Source organism: Gordonia hongkongensis, assembly GCF_023078355.1.
Lineage (GTDB): Bacteria > Actinomycetota > Actinomycetes > Mycobacteriales > Mycobacteriaceae > Gordonia > Gordonia hongkongensis.
In genome coordinates, this window is sequence record NZ_CP095552.1 from 180,034 (window position 1) to 203,620 (window position 23,587).

General features: G+C 70.5%; 17 protein-coding genes and 1 pseudogene. 10 read left to right on the top strand and 8 right to left on the bottom strand.

Annotated features, from left to right (window positions below):
- Nucleotides 1-9 precede the first annotated feature (9 nt).
- Complete coding sequence (locus MVF96_RS00895) at nt 10-435, top strand: DUF779 domain-containing protein (protein WP_058253390.1); 426 nt, start codon at nt 10-12, stop codon at nt 433-435.
- A gap of 77 nt (nt 436-512) precedes the next feature.
- Here MVF96_RS00895 and MVF96_RS00900 read toward each other — a convergent pair whose 3' ends face one another.
- Nucleotides 513-977, bottom strand: coding sequence for a hypothetical protein (locus MVF96_RS00900; protein WP_247450829.1), 465 nt, complete (start codon nt 975-977; stop codon nt 513-515).
- 220 nt (nt 978-1,197) lie between these two features.
- Between MVF96_RS00900 and MVF96_RS00905 the strand changes: the two genes are divergently transcribed.
- Entirely contained in the window at nt 1,198-1,740 is a 543-nt protein-coding gene (locus tag MVF96_RS00905; RefSeq protein WP_068971385.1) for a hypothetical protein, read from the top strand.
- On the opposite strand, the pseudogene MVF96_RS00910 reads toward MVF96_RS00905, so the two are convergent.
- From MVF96_RS00910 to MVF96_RS24465, 3 genes and pseudogenes are all read right to left on the bottom strand, one after another.
- Nucleotides 1,721-3,225 (bottom strand): annotated as a pseudogene (locus MVF96_RS00910) (dynamin family protein). The gene MVF96_RS00905 and the pseudogene MVF96_RS00910 overlap by 20 nt on opposite strands.
- Nucleotides 3,222-5,228, bottom strand: coding sequence for a dynamin family protein (locus MVF96_RS00915; RefSeq protein ID WP_247450831.1), 2,007 nt, complete (start codon nt 5,226-5,228; stop codon nt 3,222-3,224). The pseudogene MVF96_RS00910 and the gene MVF96_RS00915 overlap by 4 nt, the downstream one beginning before the upstream one ends.
- A gap of 189 nt (nt 5,229-5,417) precedes the next feature.
- Complete coding sequence (locus MVF96_RS24465) at nt 5,418-8,756, bottom strand: IniB N-terminal domain-containing protein (RefSeq protein WP_272498756.1); 3,339 nt, start codon at nt 8,754-8,756, stop codon at nt 5,418-5,420.
- 350 nt (nt 8,757-9,106) lie between these two features.
- Between MVF96_RS24465 and MVF96_RS00930 the strand changes: the two genes are divergently transcribed.
- The 5 genes from MVF96_RS00930 to MVF96_RS00950 all read left to right on the top strand — a co-directional run bounded on the left by MVF96_RS00930 (nt 9,107) and on the right by MVF96_RS00950 (nt 15,348).
- Entirely contained in the window at nt 9,107-10,855 is a 1,749-nt protein-coding gene (locus MVF96_RS00930; protein ID WP_247450833.1) for an Hsp70 family protein, read from the top strand.
- Nucleotides 10,856-10,890: 35 nt separating this feature from the next.
- Nucleotides 10,891-13,161 (top strand): LuxR family transcriptional regulator, encoded by a 2,271-nt coding sequence (locus tag MVF96_RS00935; RefSeq protein WP_247450835.1) that lies wholly within the window; start codon nt 10,891-10,893, stop codon nt 13,159-13,161.
- Nucleotides 13,091-13,381, top strand: a complete 291-nt coding sequence (locus MVF96_RS00940; RefSeq protein ID WP_247450837.1) for a helix-turn-helix domain-containing protein — start codon at nt 13,091-13,093, stop codon at nt 13,379-13,381. The genes MVF96_RS00935 and MVF96_RS00940 overlap by 71 nt, the downstream gene beginning before the upstream one ends.
- Before the next feature lie 218 nt (nt 13,382-13,599).
- Nucleotides 13,600-14,358 carry an SDR family oxidoreductase gene (locus MVF96_RS00945; RefSeq protein WP_247450839.1) on the top strand — a complete coding sequence of 253 codons (759 nt, stop codon included), beginning with the start codon at nt 13,600-13,602 and terminating at the stop codon, nt 14,356-14,358.
- A gap of 312 nt (nt 14,359-14,670) precedes the next feature.
- Nucleotides 14,671-15,348 (top strand): hypothetical protein, encoded by a 678-nt coding sequence (locus tag MVF96_RS00950; protein WP_247450841.1) that lies wholly within the window; start codon nt 14,671-14,673, stop codon nt 15,346-15,348.
- 89 nt (nt 15,349-15,437) lie between these two features.
- Here the strand turns inward: MVF96_RS00950 and arr are convergent, their stop codons facing one another.
- The 4 genes from arr to MVF96_RS00970 all read right to left on the bottom strand — a co-directional run bounded on the left by arr (nt 15,438) and on the right by MVF96_RS00970 (nt 18,627).
- Nucleotides 15,438-15,866, bottom strand: a complete 429-nt coding sequence (arr, locus tag MVF96_RS00955) for an NAD(+)--rifampin ADP-ribosyltransferase (protein WP_159371769.1) — start codon at nt 15,864-15,866, stop codon at nt 15,438-15,440.
- 190 nt (nt 15,867-16,056) lie between these two features.
- Nucleotides 16,057-16,521 (bottom strand): hypothetical protein, encoded by a 465-nt coding sequence (locus tag MVF96_RS00960; protein ID WP_058253389.1) that lies wholly within the window; start codon nt 16,519-16,521, stop codon nt 16,057-16,059.
- A gap of 152 nt (nt 16,522-16,673) precedes the next feature.
- Nucleotides 16,674-18,005, bottom strand: coding sequence for a sensor histidine kinase (locus MVF96_RS00965; protein WP_247450843.1), 1,332 nt, complete (start codon nt 18,003-18,005; stop codon nt 16,674-16,676).
- Nucleotides 17,989-18,627, bottom strand: a complete 639-nt coding sequence (locus MVF96_RS00970; protein ID WP_247450845.1) for a response regulator — start codon at nt 18,625-18,627, stop codon at nt 17,989-17,991. The genes MVF96_RS00965 and MVF96_RS00970 overlap by 17 nt, the downstream gene beginning before the upstream one ends.
- Before the next feature lie 156 nt (nt 18,628-18,783).
- Between MVF96_RS00970 and MVF96_RS00975 the strand changes: the two genes are divergently transcribed.
- From MVF96_RS00975 to MVF96_RS00985, 3 genes are all read left to right on the top strand, one after another.
- Complete coding sequence (locus MVF96_RS00975) at nt 18,784-19,776, top strand: nucleotidyl cyclase domain-containing protein (RefSeq protein WP_247450847.1); 993 nt, start codon at nt 18,784-18,786, stop codon at nt 19,774-19,776.
- A 94-nt stretch (nt 19,777-19,870) separates the two neighbouring features.
- Nucleotides 19,871-21,286: a phytoene desaturase family protein gene (locus MVF96_RS00980; RefSeq protein WP_247450849.1), complete on the top strand. Its 1,416-nt coding sequence runs from the start codon at nt 19,871-19,873 to the stop codon at nt 21,284-21,286.
- Nucleotides 21,287-21,340: 54 nt separating this feature from the next.
- On the top strand, nt 21,341-23,533 hold the full coding sequence (locus tag MVF96_RS00985) for a DUF2254 family protein (RefSeq protein WP_247450850.1): 2,193 nt from the start codon (nt 21,341-21,343) through the stop codon (nt 23,531-23,533).
- Nucleotides 23,534-23,587 lie beyond the last annotated feature (54 nt).

The window sequence follows — 23,587 nt, forward strand, 5'->3', positions numbered from 1 at the left end:
TGATTGACGATGACCGCCGAGCAGAGTGTTCCTGATCGCGTGGTCGCCACAGACTCCGCCGTGCAGCTCCTGACCAAGTTGTCGGAGCTGCACGGCGGCCTCATGATCCACCAGTCCGGTGGGTGCTGTGACGGCTCGGCCCCGATGTGTTATCCGGTCGGGGAGTATCGCGTGGGCCAGCGAGACGTGCTGGTCGGCGAGATCGAATTACCCGAACCCATTCCGGCCGTTCGGGTCTGGATCAACGGTGACCAGTTCGAGCTGTGGAAACACACCCAGTTGATCCTCGACGTCGTGAAAGGCCGCGGTGCCGGATTCAGTCTCGAGGCACCGGAAGGGGTTCGTTTCCTCTCGCGGGCACGGGCTTTCACCGACGAGGAGAACGACCTGCTGGCGACGTCGCCACCACTGACGGGGGCCACCGCCGGCCCCTGAGGTCCGACCCACACAGAATGCGTCGTAGGTACCGGAAACCGGTACCCACGACGCATTCTGCGTTTGTCCGCGGTGTGTCACCACTGGTCGAAGCCGACGTTGACCTGGGGGTATCCGGTGTCGATGTGGTTGTTCATCCAGTAGTTCTGGGCGTGGGGTCCCCAGATGCTGCTCATGGCGGTGTTGACGTTGTGGGGGTGGTTGGTGAGTTGGTAGTTGGCGGTGGGGCCGAAGGCGCCGATGCGGTAGATGGCGTTGACGTCGAGGTGGTTGGTGAAGGGTGCGGTGGCGGTGATGGTTTCGGTGGCGCCGGGGTAGAGGATGTGTTGGGGTGCGTTGATCCATTGGCCGCCGTCGGTGTTGGCGCCTTGGAGGTATTCGGGCTTGTCGGTGTGGTTGGTGATGGTCATGGCGACGGTGGGTTCGCCGGGTCGGGTGATGGGTAGGGTGCCGGCGTGGGCTGCGCCGGCGGCGCCGAGGGCGATGCCGGTGGCGGCGACGAGTCCGAGGGTGGCGGTGGCGATGCGGGTGGTGGTTTTCATGGTGGGCTCCGGTGTGGTGTGGGGGTTGTGTTGGTGACACCACTGACTCTGCCGGGGATGGGTGGTCGGGGGATTCCGCTGACCGGGTGATCGAGCGGGTGAATGGTGCCTCCACCGATCGGGGGACATGCGGTGGTGGTCGCGGGGCGGCTTCGAGAACGATGATCCGAGGTTGCGCCGGTTCGGGGTAGCGGAACGCGCAGGCAACTACCATCGAGGGATGTCGAACGCCGACGGCTCTCCGCCTCCCCGCCCGCGCGTCGCCGTCACGCCGCTGCGCCCGCAGCGGCCGGTCGGACGCTCCCCGGTCACTCGCTATGTGATCCTCGGCTGGTTGGTGTCGGTGGCCCTGGTCGTGGTGACCGTCGGCCTGACGCTGGTGTCGCTGAACGACATTCGGGCCGTTCTGGCCGCCGATCTCGTCCGGACCAATCCGGGCAGCGGGACCGATGCCGCACGCGCCGTGGACATCTCGTTGATGGTGGGCGGGGCGATCGCACTGGTCGTCGTGCTCCTCGGGCTGTACGGGTCCGCGCGACTCTGGGACAGTCGACGGTCCGGCCGGAGCATCCTGACGGTCGGCGCCGTCGTCGCGGTGGCGGGCGCTGTGGCCTTCCATCTCACGGTCAACCCGTCCGCGACAGCACTCTCCGACGCCGGTTTGCCGGTTGTCGCCCAGTGGGTTCCGGCGGCGGCCGCGCTTGTCGCGGTCGTCGCCACCGGAGCGTCCTACACCCGGTCGGTCACGGCATCCCTGCGCTGAAACCATGGCCGCCGCTCCGGACCGCCTCACCGAGTTGGGCGACGATACCCTCGGCACTACGCACCGCGACCTGACATGCCGACGCCGAGGCCGGCGCGAGGAGCGGGTGGCCGGCACGTGCCCGCCAGGTCCGCGCGGCGTCGATCGCGGCGTCCCGCAGTGTGTACACGTCGGCGGTCGCGGGCAGTCCGAGGCGGGCCGCGGGATCGATGCCCGACCCGCCGATGAGCCGGGTGATCTCGGCCGTCTGGTCAGCGGGGAGGTCGACGCCCCCGGCCCGGATGGTGCCGAGCAGACGCAGCTCTCGGAAACCGTGGACGTCCGCGAGTTCCCGGCGAACCGCGGCCCGGACGTCACGCGCCCCCGCCGACGATGACGCGGCCAGGAGGTGATCCATCGTCACCAGCGCCGAATGGGACTTGAGCTGGTCCGCGCGCTGCCCGAACTGGGTGTCGATGATGGCGCTCAACTCCGAGAGTCCGCTGCGCTCGACGAGTTCGGCGGCCAGCGCCGACGAGGAGCTCGCACCGAACCGGATGAGCGTGACCGCCATCCGGATGCCGAAGGCGCCGAAGCGTTCGGCCAGCGAGCGCCGGAGCTCCGCGGGTATGTCGGGCAGGATGTCCGGCCGGGAGAACCGGTCCATCGTCAGCAGGGCCGCCTCGAGGTCGGGCGCCGGGGTCGCGGCCAGCTGTGCCAGCGCGCGGAACTCGACCTCCCGCATGGTGCGGGCGGCCAGTGCCAGCAGTCCCGCCACCGGCACGACCGCCTGGCACAGGCCCGTGCGTTCGAGCTCGCCGGCGAACCGTCCGGCGATCTGGTGCGCGGAGATCATCGCATCCATCCGGCCGGCACCGAGCTCGTCCGCGCGGGAGACGACGCCGATGACACCCAGCGGGCCCGACGATCCGCCGATGGCCGACCCGATGCGGCGCAGCATCGTTGTGTCGGTGGCGGTCAGCGAACGCAACAGGTAGACGACGGCGTCGACGCCGGACTGGCCGTCGTCGGGGTGAGGAGCCGGATTGTCGACGCGGACAACTCCGTCGACAACGACGCCGTGCCCGGGGTGTCGACGATGGTCGTCGACTGTAGGGCACGCGCGGGCCATTCGACATCCAGGCGGTCGACACGATCGGCGGTGAGCCGCCCGAAATCGAAGCCGAGCCGACCATCGATGCGGGTCACCGGGATGCCCACCGCGCGGCCGTCGTCGACGTGTGCGGTGACCGACGGCGACCGGCCGTTGCGGTACCAGGTGACGACCCGCGTGCACTCGGTGGCATCGGTGGGGGCGATGTCCTGTCCCACAAGGGCGTTCAGCAGCGTTGACTTGCCTGCTTTGAGCGAACCGGCCAGGGCGACCCGCACCGGCTGATACAACCGGTGGGCGCACACGTCGAGCTCGGCCTGTGCGTGCGGGTCGTCGGCGAGGGCGGTGCGGGTGGCGTCGAGAAACCCTCGGGCGCGGGCGATGTCGGTCATCGGCGCGGAAGCTCCGCGGCGGGTTCGTCCGGGTCGAGATGATCGGCGGCCTTGCGCAGCGCGGCGACCGCGGTGAGCCGGGACTCGAGTTCGGCGACGCGCCCGGATCGCTCCGAATCGGCGAGGGTCGCGGCAGACTGTGCGGCACTGAGGGATTCCGAGATCGAGCGTGCGGTCTGTTCGGCGACCGAGGTGAAGTGATCGCGGAGGACTCGCTGGATGACGCGCAACCGATCGCGGGATTCCTTGCCGACCTGGAAGCTGACGTCGTCGGTGAACGCGCGCACCGCGACCTTCGCCTTGGCGCGGCGTTCGAGGACCTTCGCCTCCTTGTCATCCCGGTACGCCTTGGTGCCCAGGAGCAGTCCGGCGCCCACGGACACCGGGTTGATGAGCGCCATGCCGACCATCGTCGAGATGAGTCCGAACATCAGCACACCGCCGTACGACCCGCGCATGCCGATCAACAGCTTCTGGGCGAGACCGACTCTGCCGCTGTCGAGTTCGGCGAGCTCGGCCACGGAATCGAGCACACCGGTCAGATCGGCGACGTCGATGTCGGGCAGCGAGTTCTGGCCGGCCGCCGCGAAGTGGTCGGCCACCCGCTCGGCGAGCCACACCGATCGTTCATGCGCCCAGACGAAGTTGTCACCGATGACGGCGGCGGTCTGATCGGCCAGCCACTCGCTCAACTGTTCCCAGTCGACCCCCGGATCGCCCTCGTCGATGGCCCGTTCGGCTTCCCGGGTCACCGCGCGGAGACGGTCCCGCAGGTCGTGGTCGATGTCGGCCGCGAGGTCGGCGATGCCGTCGGCCAGCGTCTGCTGCCACTGAGCGGACTGACGCCGCATGGCCTCCGCATCGGACTTGGCCTCCCGGAGTGCGCCGACAGCGCGGCCGGCGGTCTCCGGATCGCGCAGGGCGGCGAGTTCGCTGCCCAGGGTGAGCGCGAGGTGTTCGCTGACGACCCGCAGATCGGTGGCGACGGTCGTGCGGGTCGCCTGCCGTGCGGTGGACACCACGCGCTCGCGCAGGTACCGGTACAGATCGAGGAACCCGGCCTCCGCGTTGAGTTTCTCGTCGCCGAGCCGCAGCGCGTGGGTGCGCAGCACCGATGAGACGGGCAACAGCGGGATGTCGAGGTCCGCGGTCTGCAGATGGGTGCGGTCGGCGTCGACGATGGCGCGCCAGTGCGGGTACAGGTCGGTCTTCGTGATGAGGCACGCGATGGTCGGGCACAGTCCGGCGACCTGCTGGAGGAAGGACATCTCCGGCGCGGTGAACTCCTGGCTGGCATCCGACACGACGAGTACCGCGTCGGCTGCCGCGACCATACCCAGAGTCGCTGCGGCATAAGGGTGTCCGTGGCCGCCGACGCCGGGGGTGTCGACGAGGACGAGGCCGTCGGCGAGCAACGGGCCGGGTGCCTCGATCTCGAGCCGGAGCACTTCGCGGCCACCGGCGAGCGGGGAGTCCGGGGTGATGCCGGCGATGGCGTCCATCGGCACCGGGATGCGGTTGTCGGCGGCCGGGCCGTCGACGATGAGATGGGCCGACGGTTGCGCGGCGTGCGAGATGACCGTCGGCACCGCGGTCGTCTCGTCGTCGCCGACCGAGCACACGTCCAGGTTGAGCAGTGCGTTGACGAACGAGCTCTTGCCCTGTTTCAGCTGACCCACCACGACGATCCGCAGGCGGGGGTCGGTGATCCGGGTGCGTGCGCCGTCGAGGCGACTGACGAGATCGTTACGGCCCGCCTCCCGGGCCACCTCGGACATCGTGGTCAGCAGGTCGCCGATGGTGTTCGGCACCTGCGTCCGTGCCGGGGTCGCCACTGCCGGGGTCGCCGGGGCTGGGGCCGTGGTCGCGGGTGGCCGGGGCGGGGCAGCGGCGTGTGCCGGTGCGGTCGGGGCTGCTGCCTTCCAGATGGGGGCGGGATCAGGTGCGTCCCGATCGGCGGCGTGCCGGCCGACGCGAGGTGGTTCGGCGGGTGGAGTGGTCATGGTGTCCTCACGGTAGCGGTGAGTCGGCCCGTCCGGTCGGCATCGCCGGGGCTCCGCACTCGTTCGGGCGGTGCGTGCGAGCATGCCGGGCGAAGGCGGGGCCGGACGAGGACCGCCCCGGGGCCGGCCCACGTCCAGGGTTGCTGGAGCGCGGGACGGTCCCGGGGCGGGTTTGCCGACGTGACCCGGTCAGTCGGCGTCGGGTCCGGCGTCCGGGGTGTTGACGCCGATCCCGGTGTCTGTGTCGCCACCGAGGCCACCGGTCAGGCCTCCGGTGAGACCGCCGGTCAATCCGCCGGTGAGGTCGGCGGTCGTGTCGGCCACGCCGCCGACGGTCGAGTCGACCGCGCCGCCGACGGTGGTGTCGACCGCGCCGCCGAGTTCGGCACCGGTGTCGGTCACGCCGCCCAGGTCCAGGCCGCCGTCCGCGCCGGCACCGCCGCCGGCGTCCACGCCACCACCGGCCACTGCGCCGCCGGTCAGACCACCGGTCACCCCACCGACGATGTCGGTGGTCGTGTCGAGGGTGCCGCCGACCCCGGCCTCGAGTGAGCCCGCGGCGTCGCCGACCACGTCCACCGCGCCGCCGGCCGTGCCGGAGATCGCGGTGGTCAGTTCAGAGGTGACCTCCGCGGGCAGCTCGGTGTCGAGCGCACCGCCCAGGCCGAGGTCGCCGCCCAGACCGAGATCCCCACCGAGGCCTCCGCCCACGCCTGCGCCGGCGCCGAGAGCACCGTCGAGAACCGGACCGGCGGTGGCGCCCAGATCGGCCTCGCCGAGCCCGGCGCCCAGGCCGGCGAGTCCGGTCTCGAGGGTCCCCTCCAGGCCGCCCTGCAGAGTGCTGTCCAGCCCGGCGACCAGGTCCGTGCCGGTCTCGGCGACGGTGCCCAGGCCGGCCAGTGTGCCCGCGCCCAGGTTGCCGGTGAGACTGTCGACCACTGTGCCGCCGAGGGTTTCGGTGACCAGGAGCGGTCCGCCCACGGTGATGGTGCCCTCGGGGGAGAGGATGAGGCTCGGGTTGACGATCGCCTCGAGTTCGCCGGTCAGCGCCCCGCCCAGGCCACCCGTCGCCTCCAGGGTCGAGTCCAGGGTCGCGACGAGGCCGTCGGTGGCCGACAGATCCACGTCGAGTGCGGAGCTGAGAACGGTGCTGAGGGCTGCCGGGAGTTCGGCCCCGCCCGCCAGCTGGCCGGCCAGCGAACCACCCAGCTCACCGCTCAGCGCGGTCCCGAGGACGGCGCCGAGAGACGCGCCGAGGTCGGCACCCACATCCCCGCCCGCAGCCAGCACGGCCTCGAGGGTTCCGCCGAGGTCGGCGGCGGTCTCGGTCACCAGGCCCAGTCCCGCGCCGGCGTCGAGTGCGGCGTCCAGCGCCCCGCCCAGCTGTGTGATGAGGGCGCCGTCGACGCCGAGTGCACCGCCGAGGTCCGCGGCCAGCAGTTCGCCGACGTTCAGGCCGGCACCGGCGGCGGCGTCGAGGATGCCCTCGATGCCTGCGGCCGCGCCCAGCACGCCGCCCAGGGTGGCGCCGAGTTCGCCCGCGAGCTCACCGCCGCCACCGACGATCGCGCCCAGTTGCGCGGCCAGGTCGGTGGCCAGGCCGCCCTCGAGCAGACCCGTGAGGTCGGCGCCGAGGACGCCGCCCAGTTCGAGTGCGCCACCCAGCGCGGCCCCCAGGTCGGCGCCCGCGGCAGCACCGAGGACGCCGGTGAGCACGGTGCTCAGCGCGGTGTCGAGGCCGGCGCCGGCCGACAACAGTCCGTTGAGCGCGGCTCCGAGTTCGGTGCCGAGACCGCCCACGACCCCGAGGCCGCCGCCGAGAGCGCCCTCGACCGCGCCACCGAGACCCGCGCCCAGTCCGGCACCGAGTCCCAGTCCCGCTTCGAGTGCGCCGCCGACACCGGCTCCGAGGGCACCGCCGAGACCGAGACCGGTTTCGAGGGCACCGCCGAGTCCGGCAGTCAGATCGGCGGCCAGGCCACCTTCGAGGGCTGCGGCCAGCGTGCCGCCCAGGGCCGCACCGAGACCGGCGGCGGCTTCGCCACCGACTTCGAGGCCGGCGGCCAGAGCGCCGGCGAGAGTCGTGCCGAGATCGCCGCCGGCTTCGAGCAGCGCCTCGACGTCGACGATCCCGCCGGCTTCGAGGACGGATTCGAGCGCCGCGGCGAGTCCGGCCTGAGCGCCGCCGCCGACACCGAGGACGGCGGTCAGGGCGCCACCGAGGACGGCGTTCGCGCCGGCCGCGCCGGTCAGGACCAGTCCGCCGGTCGCCGCGGCCGTCGACGTCAGGGCCACACCGAGTGCGGTGCCGACGGAGGCGGCAGCGGTGCCGCCCGCGGCCAGGGTCGAGCTGAGAGCGCCGCTGAGGGTGGCGCTGAGTTCACCGGACAGGTCGGCGATGGCCTGCGCGTCGAGCAGACCCGACAGCGTCGCCGAGAGGTCACCCGCGACATCGAGAGTGGAGGTCAGCGCGGCGGCCAGGTCGCCGGACAGTTCGGCGCCGAGACCGAGCGCGCCGGTGAGTACCGCCGAGAGCGCGCCGCCCGCACCGAGACCGGCACCGAGCGCGGCCGCGAGGTCGGCGCCGAGTGCGCCGCCCGCGCCGATCGTGGCGCCGAGCAGACCGCCCAGCGTCGCGCCGAACGAGCCGGCGAGTTCGCCACCCAGTTCGAGCGCCGCCGACAGCTGCGCGGCGAGACCGCCCCCGAGTCCGAGCCCGAGGTCGGCGCCTGCGGCGAGGAGTGCGTCGAGCGAAGCCCCGAGCTGGGCGACCAGGGCGCCCTCGGCGCCGATCGCACCGGCCAGCGTCCCGGCGATGACCGGTCCGATGCCTGCGGCGAGCTCGAGGCCACCGTCGACGACCGTCTCGAGCGCGGCTCCCAGCGCGGCACCGAACTGCGCGGCGATCGCGCCGCCGGCGCCCAGGCCCGCGGACAGCGCCGCGCCCAGGGCGACGGCCAGCTGGCCCGCGAGGTCGAGGTCACCGAATGCGATACCGCCGAGGTCGAGATCGGCCAGGGACAGACCCGAGAGGTCGATGTCGCCCAGTCCGATGCCGCCGAGGAGACCGCCGAAGTCGATGTCGCCCAGATCGATTCCACCCAGATCGAGTCCACCCAGATCGAGTCCACCGAGGTCGAGGTCGCCCAGTTCGAGCCCACCGATGCCGCCGAGGTTCACGTCACCGAGGTTGACGTCTCCGCCGCCGACGTTGATGTCGCCGAACTCCAGGCCGCCCAGGCCGACTCCGACGCCACCGCCGCCGATCACGCCGCCACCGACCGCGCCGCCGCCGATCACGCCGCCGCCGACCGCCCCGCCGCCGGCACCGATGATCGCACCGAGGCCGCCGCCCGCGGCCAGACCGCCTCCGGCGACCAGCGGGGCGGCTGCGGAGATGTCGGCGGGGGTGACGCCGGTGAGTCCGGCGCGATCGATCGCGGCCTGGGGATTGCCGCAGTAGGCGTTGAAGGATTCCTCGTCGCGAAGCAGACCGAGGATGAAGTCGAGTACCGCGTTGGTCGCCATGGCGTCGTTCCTTGCGTCGGGGAGATCGCAGTTCGATCCCGTGTCGAGTTCGACCGTATGGACTTCGGGGCCCGACGACATCGGGGTAAATCCCCAGTCCTGCCGACGACCGGGGGTGGGTCATCCCCCCAGGGGGATTTCGACCGGGGTCCGGGGTCCGGGCGCCGCCGGCATAGGGGGGTCGGGACTTTCCCCCTAATCCCCGGCCAGGGCTAACACCAGGGGGCCGGTCCGCGACACACTGGGTGAAGTGCGCCGCCGGGGCCGGGGCACGTGACATCGACGGATTGCCCGCACGACGCGGCACCGTCACCGCCCACCGTCTGCAGGTGCGAACAGGAGTGAGCGTCATGGCCATCGGGATCGGTGTGAAGATCGGGTCCGCGAACAGCGTGGCGGTAGCCGCCTCGGAACAGTCCTGGGAGGGCGCGGTCTCGGTCGAGACGTCCGCTCTGGTGGATGCCGACGACTTCCTCGGACGGGTCGGCGACCCGGTCCCGATGCTCGACGACCACGGCCGCACGATCGCGGCCGCCGACCTCTACGCCGACGCGGTCGCGGCGCTGGTCGCCCGGCTCGACCTCGGCACGACCAGCGTCGACTCAGCACCGTCCGACGACGTGCACCTGACCGTCGTGCACCCCGACAACTGGTCCGATCAGGCCGTCGACGAGGCCCGGGCGGCGCTTGCCGCCCACCCCGACTCGGTGCCGGCGGACGCGATCACCTGGGTGACCGAGTCACGGGCGACCCTGGCCGCAACCGAACACGCCGAGGGCGCCTTCGGCGACGGCGCGGTCGTCGTCTGCGATCTCGGCGCCGGGGGGCTCACCGTCTCTGTCCTGACCACCGGTTCCGATCCGGCCCCGATCGGCCGTCCGCTGCATCTGGACACCGTGAGCGGCAACGAGTTCGACCGTTTGCTGCTGGCGCACACCCTGCGGGTGACCGGTGCCGGCGCCGAGGTCGACGCAGGTCTGGCCGACCCGGCCCGGAACGGCGCGATCCTCGACGACGTGAACCGGCTGCGGGAAGAGTGCCGCCGGGCCAAGGAGTCTCTGTCGGTGGACACCGACACCGTCGTCGACGTGCGGATCGGGCAGGTAAGCACCGAGGCGCGGCTGGTCCGCGACGACATCGAGGACCTGCTGCGCGCACCGGTCATGGAGGCGGTCGCGCTGGTTCGTGAAGCGGTCTCCGCGTCCGCCGTCGGCCATGACTCGTCGGGCGCGCACGCGGCCCCCGGGATGAAGCCGGCCGGGGTGACCGCGGTCCTGCTCGGTGGCGGCGGTGCGGCGATCCCGCTCGTCACCGAGATGCTGTCCTCGACCCTGCGTCTGCCGGTCGTCGGAGACCCCGATCCCGCGTCCGCCTCGGCAGCCGGCGGCGCGCTGATGGCGGGCACGACGCTTGCCGCGCGCCGGTCGGCGATGGCTCCGGCCGCCGCCACGACCGCGGCCCTCGTCTCGGCCGCGCCCGAGGAGCGGCCGCTCCGCGAGATCGTCCCGGCTCCGAGCACCCCGGTCGCCGAGCCCGCTCCCCGGTTCTCGCGCCGCAAGCGCGGCACCCTGATCACGGTCGGCGCCGCCGCACTGGCGCTCGTCACCGCAACCGGACTCTCCGTCGGCACCGGACTCGTCGGTTCGGTCGGCGAGGCGACGCCCCCACCCGCGGGAGCGGCGACCACCACGGCCACCTCGACGCAGAACCCCGGTGGCGCCCCGGGCACCACCGCGACCGGTGCGCGTCCCGGGACCACCGCAGCACCGGTGACCGGTACGGGAACCCGGGCTCCGGGCACCGCAACCGATGCGCCGCGGCGGACCGCGGCCGGCGCCCCGTCTGCGGGCGCCCCGTCTGCCGGCGCCCCTGCGCCCGGAAGCACCCCCGGCCGGCCTGCACCGGCGCCCGCGCCTGCTCCAGCGCCCGCACCAGCACCAGCACCAGCGCCGGCGCCCGCTCCGGCACCAGCGCCTGCACCGGCGCCGGACTACCCCGAACCGGACACCGGCGGTGGCGGCATCACCCCGGGCGGGGTCCTCGACGGCACCGGCCGGGTGCTGTGCGGCGTCACCGGCGTCGTCGGCATCGACTGCTGAATCCGTTGACTCCCCGGTCACCCCTGGACCGTTCGATGACCCCGACGACACCGGTCTCCACGATCGGTGACCGTCCGGACCCGTCCTCGGCCGCGTCGCGCACCTCGTCGTGGGTGGCGAGCATCGTCGATCGCGCGCAGGCGGGCCATCCGCTGTGCGCCGTGGCCGTCGGCACCCCCGGCAGCGGACGCTCGGCACTGCTGAACGCCGTGCACGAACAACTCCGACGACTGGACCTCCCGGTGAGTGTGGGGCTGCCCGTCGCGGACGGCGCGGGTCCCGTGTTCGTGCTGGCCGACGACATGCATCTGTGGCCGGTGGCCATGTTCGAGACCGCGCTGGGCATGCTCGACGCGGGAACGATCGGGCTGATCGCCACGATCGAACCGCGGGAACTGGACCCGAACGTCCGCCGGTTGCGCGACCGCGCCCGACCGTTCGGCGCGGTCCTCGAACTCGAGGCGCTCGGAACCGCCGATGTCCTGACCCGCGCGACCCGCGCCGGGCTGACCCTCGCGCCGACCACGGCATCGCTGATCCGTCGACGCTGTGGCGGTGCGCGAGCTCCCATCGACATTGTGCTGCGGGCGCTCCGGAGCACTTCGAGCAGCGCCTCGCGCGTCCTCGACGAGCCGGGGGCCGACGAAATCGCCGTCGTCGATCGGGTGTCCCGCGAGTGGCACCATCGGCTGCTGCGCGGACTCGATCCGCTCACGCTCGCGGTGCTGGCCCTCGCCTCGGTCCGGGCGCCCCTCGACCCCGACAGCGTCGCCGAAGCGGCGGGCATCGACCGAGCCGCCGCGCTCGAGGCGGTCGACCGGGCTCGCGGGTGCGGCCTGTTACGCGGCGCGGACGTCTTCGTCTCGGCTGCGGCCGGGCCACTGCGTGATGTGCTGGGAGACAAGCGGATCGACGAGCTACGACGCAACTCGGTCGTCCTCGGACTGCGTGCGACCGAGCTCACCCCCGACACCGCGCTGCTCGCGGCCGAGGCCGGTGTCGACGACCCGCGAGTCGTCGACGCGCTGCTGGCCGGCGCGGTCGACGCGACTGCTGCGCGGGCGGTGGTCCTCCTGCAGGCCGCCGATCGGGTGGAGCCGGGGCGTGATGACGTCCGGCTCCTGATGGCCCAGCGCGCCCTGGCGTCGGGAGATCTCGACGGTGCGGGTGCCGCGGCCGACCGCCGGCTGGAAACGGCCGCACCCACAGACGAATGGGTCGCGGAGTGGGTGGAGCTCGCCGCCGCAGTTGCAGCGCGTCGCGGACTCGCTTCGCACGCCGCCGACCTGTACCGCTGGACGGGATCCGATCTTTCTGCATCGCAGTCGTTGTCGGCTGCCGTCGCCCTGCTCGCGGTCGGCGACCGTGCGGCAGCCACGGCCATCGGCGCGGCCGATCGTGGCCGCGCGCCGGTGGCGAGTCGGGCCACACGGTCGCTGGTGGTCCGCGGGCTGCTCGCCACCCTCGACGACACGGCCGAGATGAGTCCCGGCGACGCGGTCGACGCCGTGGTCCGGGGGATCTCGGCAGGGGCGACATCATCCCGAGACCCGTCTGCGGCCCGAATTCTGCACGCGGCCGCCGCGGTGGCGCTGAACCTCGGCGACACCGTTGCCGCGCAATCGATCCGGACGGTGGCGGCGGAGCCGGCCCGCACCATTCTCGACGCCGAGGCCGCGCTCACCGTCGGCGATCTCGAAGCGGCGGCGCGTCTGCTCCCGACGGCGGAACCGCAGGGGATGTCCGAACGCTTTCGGGTGCAGGCCATCCGGCTCGGGTTGGCCCGGCGCCACGGTGACCTGTCCGCGCTGTCGGCCGCGTGGCAGGACGGCCTGTCGCTCCTCGCCGCCATCGAGGTGGACCTCTACCTGCTGCGTCCGCTCGGCGAGTTCTGGATCGCCGCAGCGCGACTGGGTCAGATTCCCGCGATTGCGCGGCATGTGCACGCAGCCGACCGGTTGCTCGCGGATCTTGGCGACCCCGGCGTGGTCGGCGTCGTGGGACTTCGCGGGCGTCCAAGCCGTTGCCATCACGCGCGACCAGTCCGCTGTGGCGCACCGGTTGACTCGTCTCGACCTCGCCGCGGCGCAGAACCGCACGGCCGGGTCGTTGTCGACCGGTGCGCGCGCCTGGGTCGCGCTGAACGACGCCGGCGAATCAACGGAACCCGTCACCGCCGCCGTCGAAGCGCTACGGAGCATCGGATTACACTGGGAGGCAGCGCGTCTCGCGGGTATGGCCGCGTCTCGCGCCGACGATCCCGCGACCGCGGCCGGCCTCCTGGACACCGCTCGCTCGGCCGGTGAAGATCGGCGGCTGACTCCACAGGTCGGCGGGCCGCTCACCGGTCGCGAAGCCGAGGTCGCCCACGAGCTGCTGCAGGGTTTCACCTACCGGGAAATCGGTGAGCGCCTGTACATCTCGGCAAAGACCGTCGAGCATCACGTCGCCCGGATCCGACGCCGGCTCGACGCCGGATCACGGTCGGAACTGATGGCTGCCCTCCGCGCGGCTGGGTATCGGTAGGCAGGCTCGCGCCGCCTGTGCTGAAAACCGCCCGACAGCGGCCCGGCGCGAGCGATATGTTGTCTGTCCGTTTCTGTGGGGCGGTCTTCCGGGACGGAATGACTCAGTGCCACGGTCGAATTCGAGAACCGACAGCAGATGATCACGGCTATGACCGAAGATCGGGGCGAGGCGACCGCCGCCTTCCTGGAGAAACGAGCACCGAGGTACCGACGACGATGACTTCTGACCTGTTCGATGTGAGTGGTAAGACCGTGCTGGTGACCGGCGGGACGTCGGGTATCGGGGCGATGATCGCCCACGGACTGCACAACCGCGGGGCCCGGGTCCTCATCACCGGTCGCAACGACGACGCGCTCGCCGAGGCGCGCGCCGCGGGACTGACTGCGTTACAGGCGAATCTGTCGACGCCCGAGGGCGCACGAACCCTCGCGCAGCAGGTGGCGTCGGACACCGACACCCTCGACGTCCTGGTGAACAACGCCGGCGCGACCTGGGGTGCGCCCCTCGAAGAGTTCCCGGACTCCGCCTGGGACCGGGTGCTGAAACTCAACGTCCAGACGCCGTTCGTGCTCACGCAGACGCTGCTGCCGTTGCTGACCGGTTCTGCGACGGCCGAGAACCCGTCGCGGGTGATCATGATCGGCAGTGTCGACGGGATCCGGGTGCCGCGCACCGCGTCGTACTCCTACTCGTCGAGCAAGGCGGCCGTCCATCAGCTGACGCGGCATCTCGCGCGGGACCTCGGACCGCGTCACGTCACCGTGAACGCCATTGCGCCCGGGCCTTTCGAGTCCAAGATGATGGCACCGATCCTGGCCGAGCTGGGCGAAGAAGTCGCGGCAGCATCGCCGTTGGGCCGTATCGGTCGAGCCGACGACATGATCGGCACGGTCGTGTACCTCGCCAGCCGCGCCGGCTGTTACCTCACCGGGACGGTCATTCCGGTCGACGGTGGGATTGCGACGACGCTCTGAGTCCACGAGTCCAATTGACGAAATACGGCACACAGTCAACGAAATTCGATGCACAGTCAATGGGATTCGGCGCACAGTCACCGGGTGGTGCGGAATAGGCAGATAGCCGGGATTTCCGGATTTAAAAGCGAACATGCGACATGGTCCACTGATGCACTGTGCGTGCAGGTCAGGTTCGCTGTGTAAAGGTGTTCCTCATTCAGATGCCTTTAATCGCGCTGGTATCTGATTAATCCCTTTGTTAGCTTGCGGGAGTTCGATGGACCCGAACGACAAAGGAGGAAAGAACCAGTGCGAAGAAATCTCATTCGTGTGACGACGGCTGGCGCGACCCTCGGGGTCGCGGCTCTGATCGCTCCCGCGGTGGCAACAGCAGCCCCCGTATCGGAGGCGAACTGTGCCACGGTCTCCACTCCGGCCAATCCGGCGGGGTGGGGCAACACGTTCGGTGACGAGCGCGGCCAGGCCGGCAAGGTGACGGCGACCAATGTTGTTGATCAGGACGGGTCTCTCGAGTTCGTGACGACAGAGCAGACACCGCGCCAGGCGTCGTACAAGAGTGCCGGGCAGCTCAAGCTGACGGAGGCCATCACGAAGCCGCTCACGTTCAACAAGTCCGACGGGCAGGCGAACTGGCAACTCCGCGTGACCGGGGCCAACTCCGGTGAGAGCAATGGATTTGCGACGCTCGTCTGGACCGCGCCGGCTGGTGCGGGCAAGGCGGATGCCGGCGGATCTGACCAGTGGTGGTCCACCCGAGATCTCGGCACGATCAAGAGAGGCACCAACGCCACCCTGGATGATCTGGTGAAGGCCGCCAATTCAGAGGGCCACACCACCGTGGTCGACCACTACGGAATCTCCAGTCAGCCCAACGAAAAGACCGGCAAGGTCAGTGTCGACAACGTCTCGTTCAACGGCTGCACCACCAACTTCGCCGCATCGGGTGCCGGCGGAGCCTTCGGATCGCTGGAGAACATCTTTCCCTGATCCGTGAGTTCGACTCTGCAGCAGGCGCTCCGCGGCCGATGACCGGTCGCGGAGCGCCGCCGTCGCGGCGAGAATGTCGTGACGGCCGGCTAGTCGTACAGAACCGCTTCGCCCCGCTGCCGGAGTGCTTCCAATCCTGCGCGGAACTGTCGGAGGTATTCCGGCGAATGTCCCACCCAGTCGATCATCTCGCCGACGACCCGGACCGGCTGGGCGCTCCGGTAGGAATGGGTGGGGTTGCCGGGAAACTTCTTGTCGGTGACGTTCGGATCGTCGTGTACGTCGTCCTGGGGTTCCACGACGTAGACCCGGGGGCGCCCGTCACCCACCGCCATCTCGGCCGCGAGCACCGCGCCGTCGAGCACCTTCGTCATGTAGACGTAGTTCGAGATGTGCTCGCGCCGGTAGTTCGATCGGTGACCGGGGGTCAGGAAGTCGCCCACCCGGAGGTCGGCGCGGGTGCCGTGGAAGTAGGCCCCGGACTCGTGCACCCGGAATCGTTCCGGGGTACCCGCCATGTCGGGGTGGTCTGCACTCTCGGGCATCGATGGCCTCCTGCGTCTCGGTCGTCGTCGAGCGATTGTGCACGGCCACCAGGGCCTTGCGGCAAGCCCCCGTCGTCGACATATGGTGGAAGTGGCGGGGTTCGGGGGCGGGCGACCCGCCCCCGAACCCATCTCCTTCCTCCTTCTCACCACGTGTTCGACCTCACCACTGGTCGAAGCCGACGTTGACCTGTGGGTATCCGGTGTCGATGTGGTTGTTCATCCAGTAGTTCTGGGCGTGGGGTCCCCAGATGCTGCTCATGGCGGTGTTGACGTTGTGGGGGTGGTTGGTGAGTTGGTAGTTGGCGGTGGGGCCGAAGGCGCCGATGCGGTAGATGGCGTTGACGTCGAGGTGGTTGGTGAAGGGTGCGGTGGCGGTGATGGTTTCGGTGGCTCCGGGGTAGAGGATGTGTTGGGGTGCGTTGATCCATTGGCCGCCGTCGGCGTTGGCGCCTTGGAGGTATTCGGGCTTGTCGGTGTGGTTGGTGATGGTCATGGCGACGGTGGGTTCGCCGGGTCGGGTGATGGGTAGGGTGCCGGCGTGGGCTGCTCCGGCGGCGCCGAGGGCGATGCCGGTGGCGGCGGCGAGTCCGAGGGTGGCGGTGGCGATGCGGGTGGTGGTTTTCATGGTGGGCTCCGGTGTGGTGTGGGGGTTGTGTTGGTGACACCACTGACTCTGCCGGGGATGGGGCGTGAAGGGATTCCGCTGACCGGGTGATGGGTGGGGTGAACGGCACGTCCACCGATCGGGGGACGCGGTGGCCACGGGCGCTGCGCGCCTCACACCTCGCGGGCGGGAACCTCGACGATCGCGACGGTTCCGCCGCCCGGATGGTTCGACAGCGACAACGTGCCACCGCTTCCCTCGACGCGCACGCGTCGCGAGGCAAGTCCGATGTGGCCCTTGGCTTGTCGTCGACGCATCAACTCGTCGACGTCGATGTCGGCAGGTAACCCGATGCCGTCGTCCACGACGACGAGGCGCGCTCGCCCGTCATCGAACTCGGCGGTGACGTCGACCGTCGTCGCGGACGCGTGTTTGGTCACGTTCGTCAGCAATTCGCGCGCGGTGGCGAACAGCAGCGAGTCGGCGGACGTGCGTAGTTCGGGCGGCCAGCCCGCGGTGTCGACGGAGATCGTCGGGGCACCGGCGCGGCTACCGAACGAGGCGGCGAGGTCGGTGAGGGCCACCGACAGACCGGCCTGTTCGAGAACGGCCGGGTGCAGCTCACTCAGCGTCGAACGCAGCAACTGCGCCGCGTCGCGCAACGCACCGTCCACGCGATCGAGGGTCACCGGATCGGCGGAGTCGCGTAGCGTGGCGAGTTCCTGACGCGCCGCCAGCACATACTGCAGGGCCCCGTCGTGGAGGTTGTCGGCGAGATCTCGGCGTTCGCGTTCCTCGATCTCCATCGTTGCGTCTAGCAGCCGGGCGCGTTCGGCGGCGAGCGCCCCGATGGTCTTCACCCGGGATCGCTGTAGGCGGGACAACAGGATCGCGCCGACGGCCAACGCCGCGACGACGAGGATGCGCAGGACGATCACCGACCACGGCTCGCCGTTCGACGTGCGGGCCAGCATGGAAGAGACGGCGTACACCGCGGTCGTGACGATCACCACGACCGCACAGGTCCTGGGCTGCAACGCGATCGCCGCGATCATCGGCACGAGGACGAATCCGCTGAGGAGAACGTCGGTGGTCCAACTCAATTCGTTGGACTGGCTGGCGGCGACGGCGAGCGCGGTGAGCAGGAGGAGGTCGATCGGCAGCGCGATCCACGAGTACCGGATCATCGCCGATTCATGGCGGACGACCACGACCGCCCCGCCGATGCACCAGGCCGCGTACAGGATCGCCGTCACGACGCTGAACGTCTCCGCGTGCGCGGGTGGGTCGAGGCTGACGGTCAGCAACACGAACAGCGACAGAGATAGTCGGAGGACCACCTGAATCCGGATGCCACGGATCGCGTGGCCGATCAGGATGTCATGGATCCGCGGCTCGTCGGCGAACTCGTCGAGACCCAGATAGCGTGTCGCCCCCGCGATCTCGACGCTGCCACCGTCGTCGACCCCTGGCTTCGAGGGGTCCGCGCTATTCGAGGAGCCCACGGCGCATCGCCTCGGCGACCGCGGCCGCACGGTCGGACACGCCGAGCTTCTCGTAGAGGCGCTGGGTGTGCGTCTTGACCGTGGACGCACCGATGTAGAGCTCGGCGGCGACCTGTGGAATCGACTGTCCGCGTGCAAATCCCGTGAGCACCTGGCGCTCCCGCTCGCTCAGGGCCGGCGCATCACGCTGGGTCTGCGCGCGGATCTCGCCGGCCAGTCCCGCGGCGAGTTCCGGCGGTACCACCGTCTCTCCCTTGGCCACCCGGGTCACCGCGCCGACGATGTCGTCGCGATCGGCGTCCTTCGACAGATAACCGGCCGCACCCTCCTGCAGCGCCCGGAAGACGATCGGGCCGTCGGTGACCGCGGACAGCAGCAGCACCCGGGTCGGCAACCCGTCGCGTGACACCGCATGGGCGACCTCGACGCCGGTCATGTGCGGCATCTGGTGGTCGACCACCGCGACGTCGGGTTTCTCCCGACGGATCAGCTCGAGCCCGGCCAGACCGTCGGCGGCCTCGCCGACGACCCGTACCCGTCCACTGGCCGCCAGGCCACGGGATACACCGTCGCGGAAGAACGGGTGATCGTCGACGACGACCTTGGTGACGAGGGTGTTCATCGGATCAGGATAGGCGGGGTGAGGACCTGAACCGAGCCGAACAGTGCTCCCGTCCCCGAATGGGTCATACCGAGAGACCACCCCGCGCCGGTCGCGCAACTCGACGCGATTTGGCAACCTCGGATCGGGGACCGATACCGAGGATCGGAGTGGGGGATGTATCGACCGGACCTGCACCTGGGAGCGCTGAGGGGCCCGCTCCCGCGATCGCCGCTGCATGTGCTGCGGACCTATCTGGCGGTGACGACGCTGCTGTACGCGGTGGGCGTGGCTCTCACGCTGTTCCCGACCGACGACTCGGCGACCCTGTCCGACCCGACCGGGGGACTGGTCGCCGTCGTGCTGGGCCTCGCGGCGCTGGGGTGGCTGTCGGTGCGGCCGCAGCGCCCGCTACCGGCCATGATCGCGGCCGGTGTCGCCACCCCCGCGGTGATGGCGTTCCACGAGCTGATCAGTGCCGAGTTCCTCTGCATGATCGCGGCGATGTTCCTGGCGATGTACGTCCGTGCCACTCTTCCGCGTCGGCAGGCGTGGGCGTTCATCGGTGTGCTGACGGCCGGGTGCGTCGTCGCGCTTGCCGTGGCGCCCGCACCGAAGTACCTCAGCACCTACATCGTCGTCGCCGTCGCCATCCCGGCGGCGGCCGAGTCGTTCGGGTTGCTGACGCGGACGCTGCTCACCGCGGTCTGTGCTGACCCGCTGACCGGCGTGTTCAACCGCGCGGGCTGGGAACTCGCGACCGCGGGGCTCCTCGACGGACGGCGGTCGGCCGCGGCGGTCACGGTGATCTCGTGGTCAGTCGACGACTCCGGGACGACCGACGACCCGCGCGAGCGGGAGCAGCGACTGGTTCGCCGGGCCCGGACCTGCGTCGAATTGCTTCCCGCCGATTCCGCCCTGGCACGCCTGGCCGATTCGGAGTTCGCGATCTGCGTGGTGCACGACGACGATGGTCCACCCGGGCAGGCCGCGGCGTTGATCGAGGAGCTGCGTCGACACCTGCCCGATGCCTCACTCGCGGCGTCCACCGCGCCCGCGCCGGCAGCGGACGTCGCCGCCCTACGCGCGCAGGCGTCGTCCCGCCTGGCGTCCGCCAGACGCAGCGAGCCCGGGCCGGCCCGACATTCCGATCACCCCGACATGCAGTGAGGCGGGCGGCTCATCCGGGCAACCACCATGTCGAGCCCGGCATCGAGTTCTGCGATCGCGGTCGTGCCGGTGCACATCGAATACGATGCCGCTCATGACCTCGGCCATCGTGGTGGGGGCGGGGCCCAACGGGCTCGCCGCCGCCATCACCCTCGCGCAGCGGGGCATCGAGGTGACCGTGCTGGAGGCGGCCGAGACGATCGGTGGTGGTGCCCGCTCGTCCGAGCGAATCCTGCCCGGTCTGCTGCACGACGACGGTGCTGCCGTGCATCCGATCGGGCTGGCATCGCCGTTCTTCCAGAGTCTCGGACTCGCCGACCACGGCCTGGAATGGGGTTGGCCGGAGATCGACCTCGCACATCCGTTGCCCGACGGCCGGGCCGGCGCCATGATGAACTCGCTGGACGAGACCAGTCGGCTTCTCGGGGTCGACGGCCCACGATGGCGGAGCCTGTTCGGTCCGTTGGCGGAGAACTTCGACGACCTGGCGCAGGAAGTGCTGGGCCCGCTCCTGCACGTGCCGCATCATCTCGGCCCGCTTGCCCGGTTCGGGCCCGCCGCTCTCCTGCCCGCAACCGTCCTGGGACGGGTGTGGCACACGGACGAGGCGGCGGCCTTGTTCGCCGGGAACGCCGCCCATGGGTGGTACCCGCTCACCCGGCCGACCACTTCTGCGTTCGCGCTGATGTTCGCCGCCATCTCGCATCGGTATGGCTGGCCGATCATCAAGGGCGGGACGGCCCGAATGCCGGCGGCCCTCGCCGCGGTGCTGACAACGCTGGGCGGCCGCATCGAAACCGGCCATCGGGTCAGCTCCCTCTCCGACCTCCCACCGGCGGATGTGATCCTGCTCGACCTGGAGCCCGGCGCGGTCGCCGACCTTGCGGGGGACGCACTCCCGAGCCGAGTCCGTAAGGCGTATCGACGGTTTCGGCGGGCGCCCGCCGCGGTCAAAATCGACCTCGCCGTCGACGGCGGAATTCCGTGGCGGGACGAGTTCTCCGGTCGGGCGGGCACCGTGCACGTGTGCGGCTCCGCCGCCGAGGTCGTCGCGTCCGAGGCCGAGATCCATCGTGGCCGGATGCCGGAGCGGCCCTTCGTCCTCGTCGCCCAGCAATATCTGGCCGATTCGGCGCGGTCGGTCGGTGACGTCCATCCGGTGTACGTCTATGCACATGTGCCGCATGGCTACAGCGGCGACGCCACGAACGCTGTGCTCGCGCAGCTGGAACGCTTCGCGCCGGGGACGCGCGATCGGATCGTCGGGTCCGTCGTGCGCACGCCCGCAGATCTCGCCGCGAGCAATGCCAACCTCGTCGGCGGCGACATCATCGGCGGCGCAAACGATCCCCTCCAGGTCGTGATGCGCCCCCGGATCGCTGCCGACCCGTACGCAACCGGAATCCCGGGTGTCTACATCTGCTCGGCGTCCACGCCACCGGGCGCCGGCGTGCACGGAATGTGTGGCCACAACGCGGCTCTGAGTGCACTGCGCCGGCTCGGCCCGTAGATCAGAGTCGCGATTGCCCGCGAGAACCCCCGGCGCTGCCGCTAGGGTCGGGGGATGACCGGGTGGTTCGATGAGCGGATCGTCGAGACCGGTCGTCTGCCGTTGTTCTTCCTGTTACTCGCCTTCGTCCTGACCTTCCTGTTCATCCGCTTCAGTGTGCGGATGATCCGCGCTGAGGTCAGTTGGTGGCCGGGCAACGTGACGCCGGGCGGGGTGCATGTGCACCACGCCTTCTTCGGCATGATGGCGATGTTGGTGGCGGGCTTCGGATTCGTCGCGGTCGACCCGCTCCGGACACCGGTGATCGACTGTGTCCTGGCGGCCCTGTTCGGCATCGGAGCGGCGCTCGTGCTCGACGAGTTCGCGCTCATCCTCCACCTGCGCGACGTCTACTGGGCGGAGGAGGGGCGGACGTCGATCGACGCGGTGTTCGTCGCGATCGCCATCGGTCTGCTCTTCCTCCTCGGGTTGCAGCCGTTCGGGGCGTTCGAGGTCGTCGGGGACATCCGGAACGAGAACGGCCTGGTGGCACGGCTGGTCGCGGCGGGTGTCGTCGTGCTCAACGTGCTCCTGGCGATCGTCACCCTGATCAAGGGCAAGGTCTGGACCGGACTGGTGGGCATGTTCGTCCCGGTCCTGCTGTGGTTCGGTGCCGCGCGACTCGCGCGGCCGCGATCACCATGGGCCCGGTGGCGATACAAGAACCGCCCCCGCAAACTGGCTCGCGCGATCGGGCGTGAGCAGCGATATCGAGAACCGTTGATGCGATGGAAGATCGTCGTGCAGGAGGCAGTGGCGGGGCGTTTCGGGGTGCCCGACGCGCCGGCTCCCGTTCCGGTTCCCCCGCCGGCGTCCGTCCCGACGGCGGTCGGCGTGGTGACCGAGAAGGTACCGAGCGCGCTGGCGACCGCTATCCGATGGCGGCGCACGCGCCGGGCCCTGCGCTCGGTCCCGATCTGGCGGCTGCCGGTCGTGCTGGTGACGTTCGCGATCGTCGCCGCGTGGACCACCGTCGGATTCGATGAACTCCTCGAATTGGAAGTCGATCCCGGAACGCTGGCGACGCTGCTCAGCGTCATCGCTGGTTCGATGGCGACCCTGACCGGTCTCGTGTTCACCGCCGTCACGCTCGCGATGCAGTTCGGGGCGTCGTCGATCTCGGTGCGGGTAATCCCGATGTTGCAGCAGGAACCCGTCATGCGATGGTCCACCGGCTTCTTCCTCGCGACCTTCGTCTACAGCGTGATCATCGCGATCGACCTGTCGGTCGGGGGTCCGGACGAGCCGACCCCCGGCCTGTCCACGGCGATCGCGTTCATGCTCACCACCGTCAGCGCGTACCTGTTCATCGCGCTCGTCGGGAAGGTCGGCACGATCCTGAACACCGCGCGCCTACTGCAGTGGATCGCCGACGACGGCCGGTCCGCGATCGTGCGGCAGCTGCCGATGCCACCGGTGAAGCACGACGAGCATTCGGTGGCAACCGGTTTCGACGGTGACGCCGTTCCGTCGGTCACCGCCGGACCTGACGAGCAGACCATCGATCGGGGCGCTGCGACGGATGCGCCACGCATGCAGATCAGGCTGGGGGAGGTGTCGGCGCGGGGCCGGGTGTTGCTGGCCGTCAACGGTGATCGTCTTCGTCGATACGCAGCGTCGTGGAACGTCCGGATCGACGTGCTCGTCGCCGTCGGCGACCATGTGCCACACGATCTCCCGGTGGTCGAGATCATCGGTGATCCGATCCAGGTGGAGAAGCGCCGCGTGCTGGCCTGTCTGCTGTTCGGGGACACCCATCAACCCTCGGTGAGTCCCGCCGCGGCGCTGCAGGCGATCTCGGACATCGCGCTCAAGGCGATGTCGGCTGGGAGCAACGATCCGAGCGTCGTGGTCCAGGCGCTCGACCACACCGAGGACCTGTTGCTGCTGCTGGCTCCGCGGCTTCGCAGCGAACATTTCTCGAGCGACCCCTCGGTCCGCGGCATCCGGCGCAGCTGGGCGGACTACGTCGCGATCGGGACCGACGAGATCCGACGGCACAGCACCGGCCAGGTACAGGTGCAACGCCGCCTGCGCGCGCTGTTCGAGTCCCTTCTCACCGGGTGCGGGCCCGCGCAGCGCGCGCCGGTGGCCGAGCGACTGGCCGTGCTCGACGCGCAGGTCGCCCGCGACTGGTCCGACGACCTCGACCGGCGACTGGCCGCGGCTGCGGACCGGCAGGGATACGGGTCCGAGTTCGGCCGGTGAGGTGAGCAGATAGATCACGCGAATCGGACACAACCGATACCCTGAGTCCGTGCT

Excerpts from the sequence above, each read along its gene's own strand:
- MVF96_RS00895 (WP_058253390.1), top strand. The coding sequence starts at position 10 with ATGACCGCCGAGCAGAGTGTTCCTGATCGCGTGGTCGCCACAGACTCC.
- MVF96_RS00900 (WP_247450829.1), bottom strand. The coding sequence starts at position 977 with ATGAAAACCACCACCCGCATCGCCACCGCCACCCTCGGACTCGTCGCC.
- MVF96_RS00905 (WP_068971385.1), top strand. The coding sequence starts at position 1,198 with ATGTCGAACGCCGACGGCTCTCCGCCTCCCCGCCCGCGCGTCGCCGTC.
- MVF96_RS00915 (WP_247450831.1), bottom strand. The coding sequence starts at position 5,228 with ATGACCACTCCACCCGCCGAACCACCTCGCGTCGGCCGGCACGCCGCC.
- MVF96_RS24465 (WP_272498756.1), bottom strand. The coding sequence starts at position 8,756 with ATGGCGACCAACGCGGTACTCGACTTCATCCTCGGTCTGCTTCGCGAC.
- MVF96_RS00930 (WP_247450833.1), top strand. The coding sequence starts at position 9,107 with ATGGCCATCGGGATCGGTGTGAAGATCGGGTCCGCGAACAGCGTGGCG.
- MVF96_RS00935 (WP_247450835.1), top strand. The coding sequence starts at position 10,891 with ATGACCCCGACGACACCGGTCTCCACGATCGGTGACCGTCCGGACCCG.
- MVF96_RS00940 (WP_247450837.1), top strand. The coding sequence starts at position 13,091 with ATGGCCGCGTCTCGCGCCGACGATCCCGCGACCGCGGCCGGCCTCCTG.
- MVF96_RS00945 (WP_247450839.1), top strand. The coding sequence starts at position 13,600 with ATGACTTCTGACCTGTTCGATGTGAGTGGTAAGACCGTGCTGGTGACC.
- arr (WP_159371769.1), bottom strand. The coding sequence starts at position 15,866 with ATGGCGGGTACCCCGGAACGATTCCGGGTGCACGAGTCCGGGGCCTAC.
- MVF96_RS00960 (WP_058253389.1), bottom strand. The coding sequence starts at position 16,521 with ATGAAAACCACCACCCGCATCGCCACCGCCACCCTCGGACTCGCCGCC.
- MVF96_RS00970 (WP_247450845.1), bottom strand. The coding sequence starts at position 18,627 with ATGAACACCCTCGTCACCAAGGTCGTCGTCGACGATCACCCGTTCTTC.
- MVF96_RS00975 (WP_247450847.1), top strand. The coding sequence starts at position 18,784 with ATGTATCGACCGGACCTGCACCTGGGAGCGCTGAGGGGCCCGCTCCCG.
- MVF96_RS00980 (WP_247450849.1), top strand. The coding sequence starts at position 19,871 with ATGACCTCGGCCATCGTGGTGGGGGCGGGGCCCAACGGGCTCGCCGCC.
- MVF96_RS00985 (WP_247450850.1), top strand. The coding sequence starts at position 21,341 with ATGACCGGGTGGTTCGATGAGCGGATCGTCGAGACCGGTCGTCTGCCG.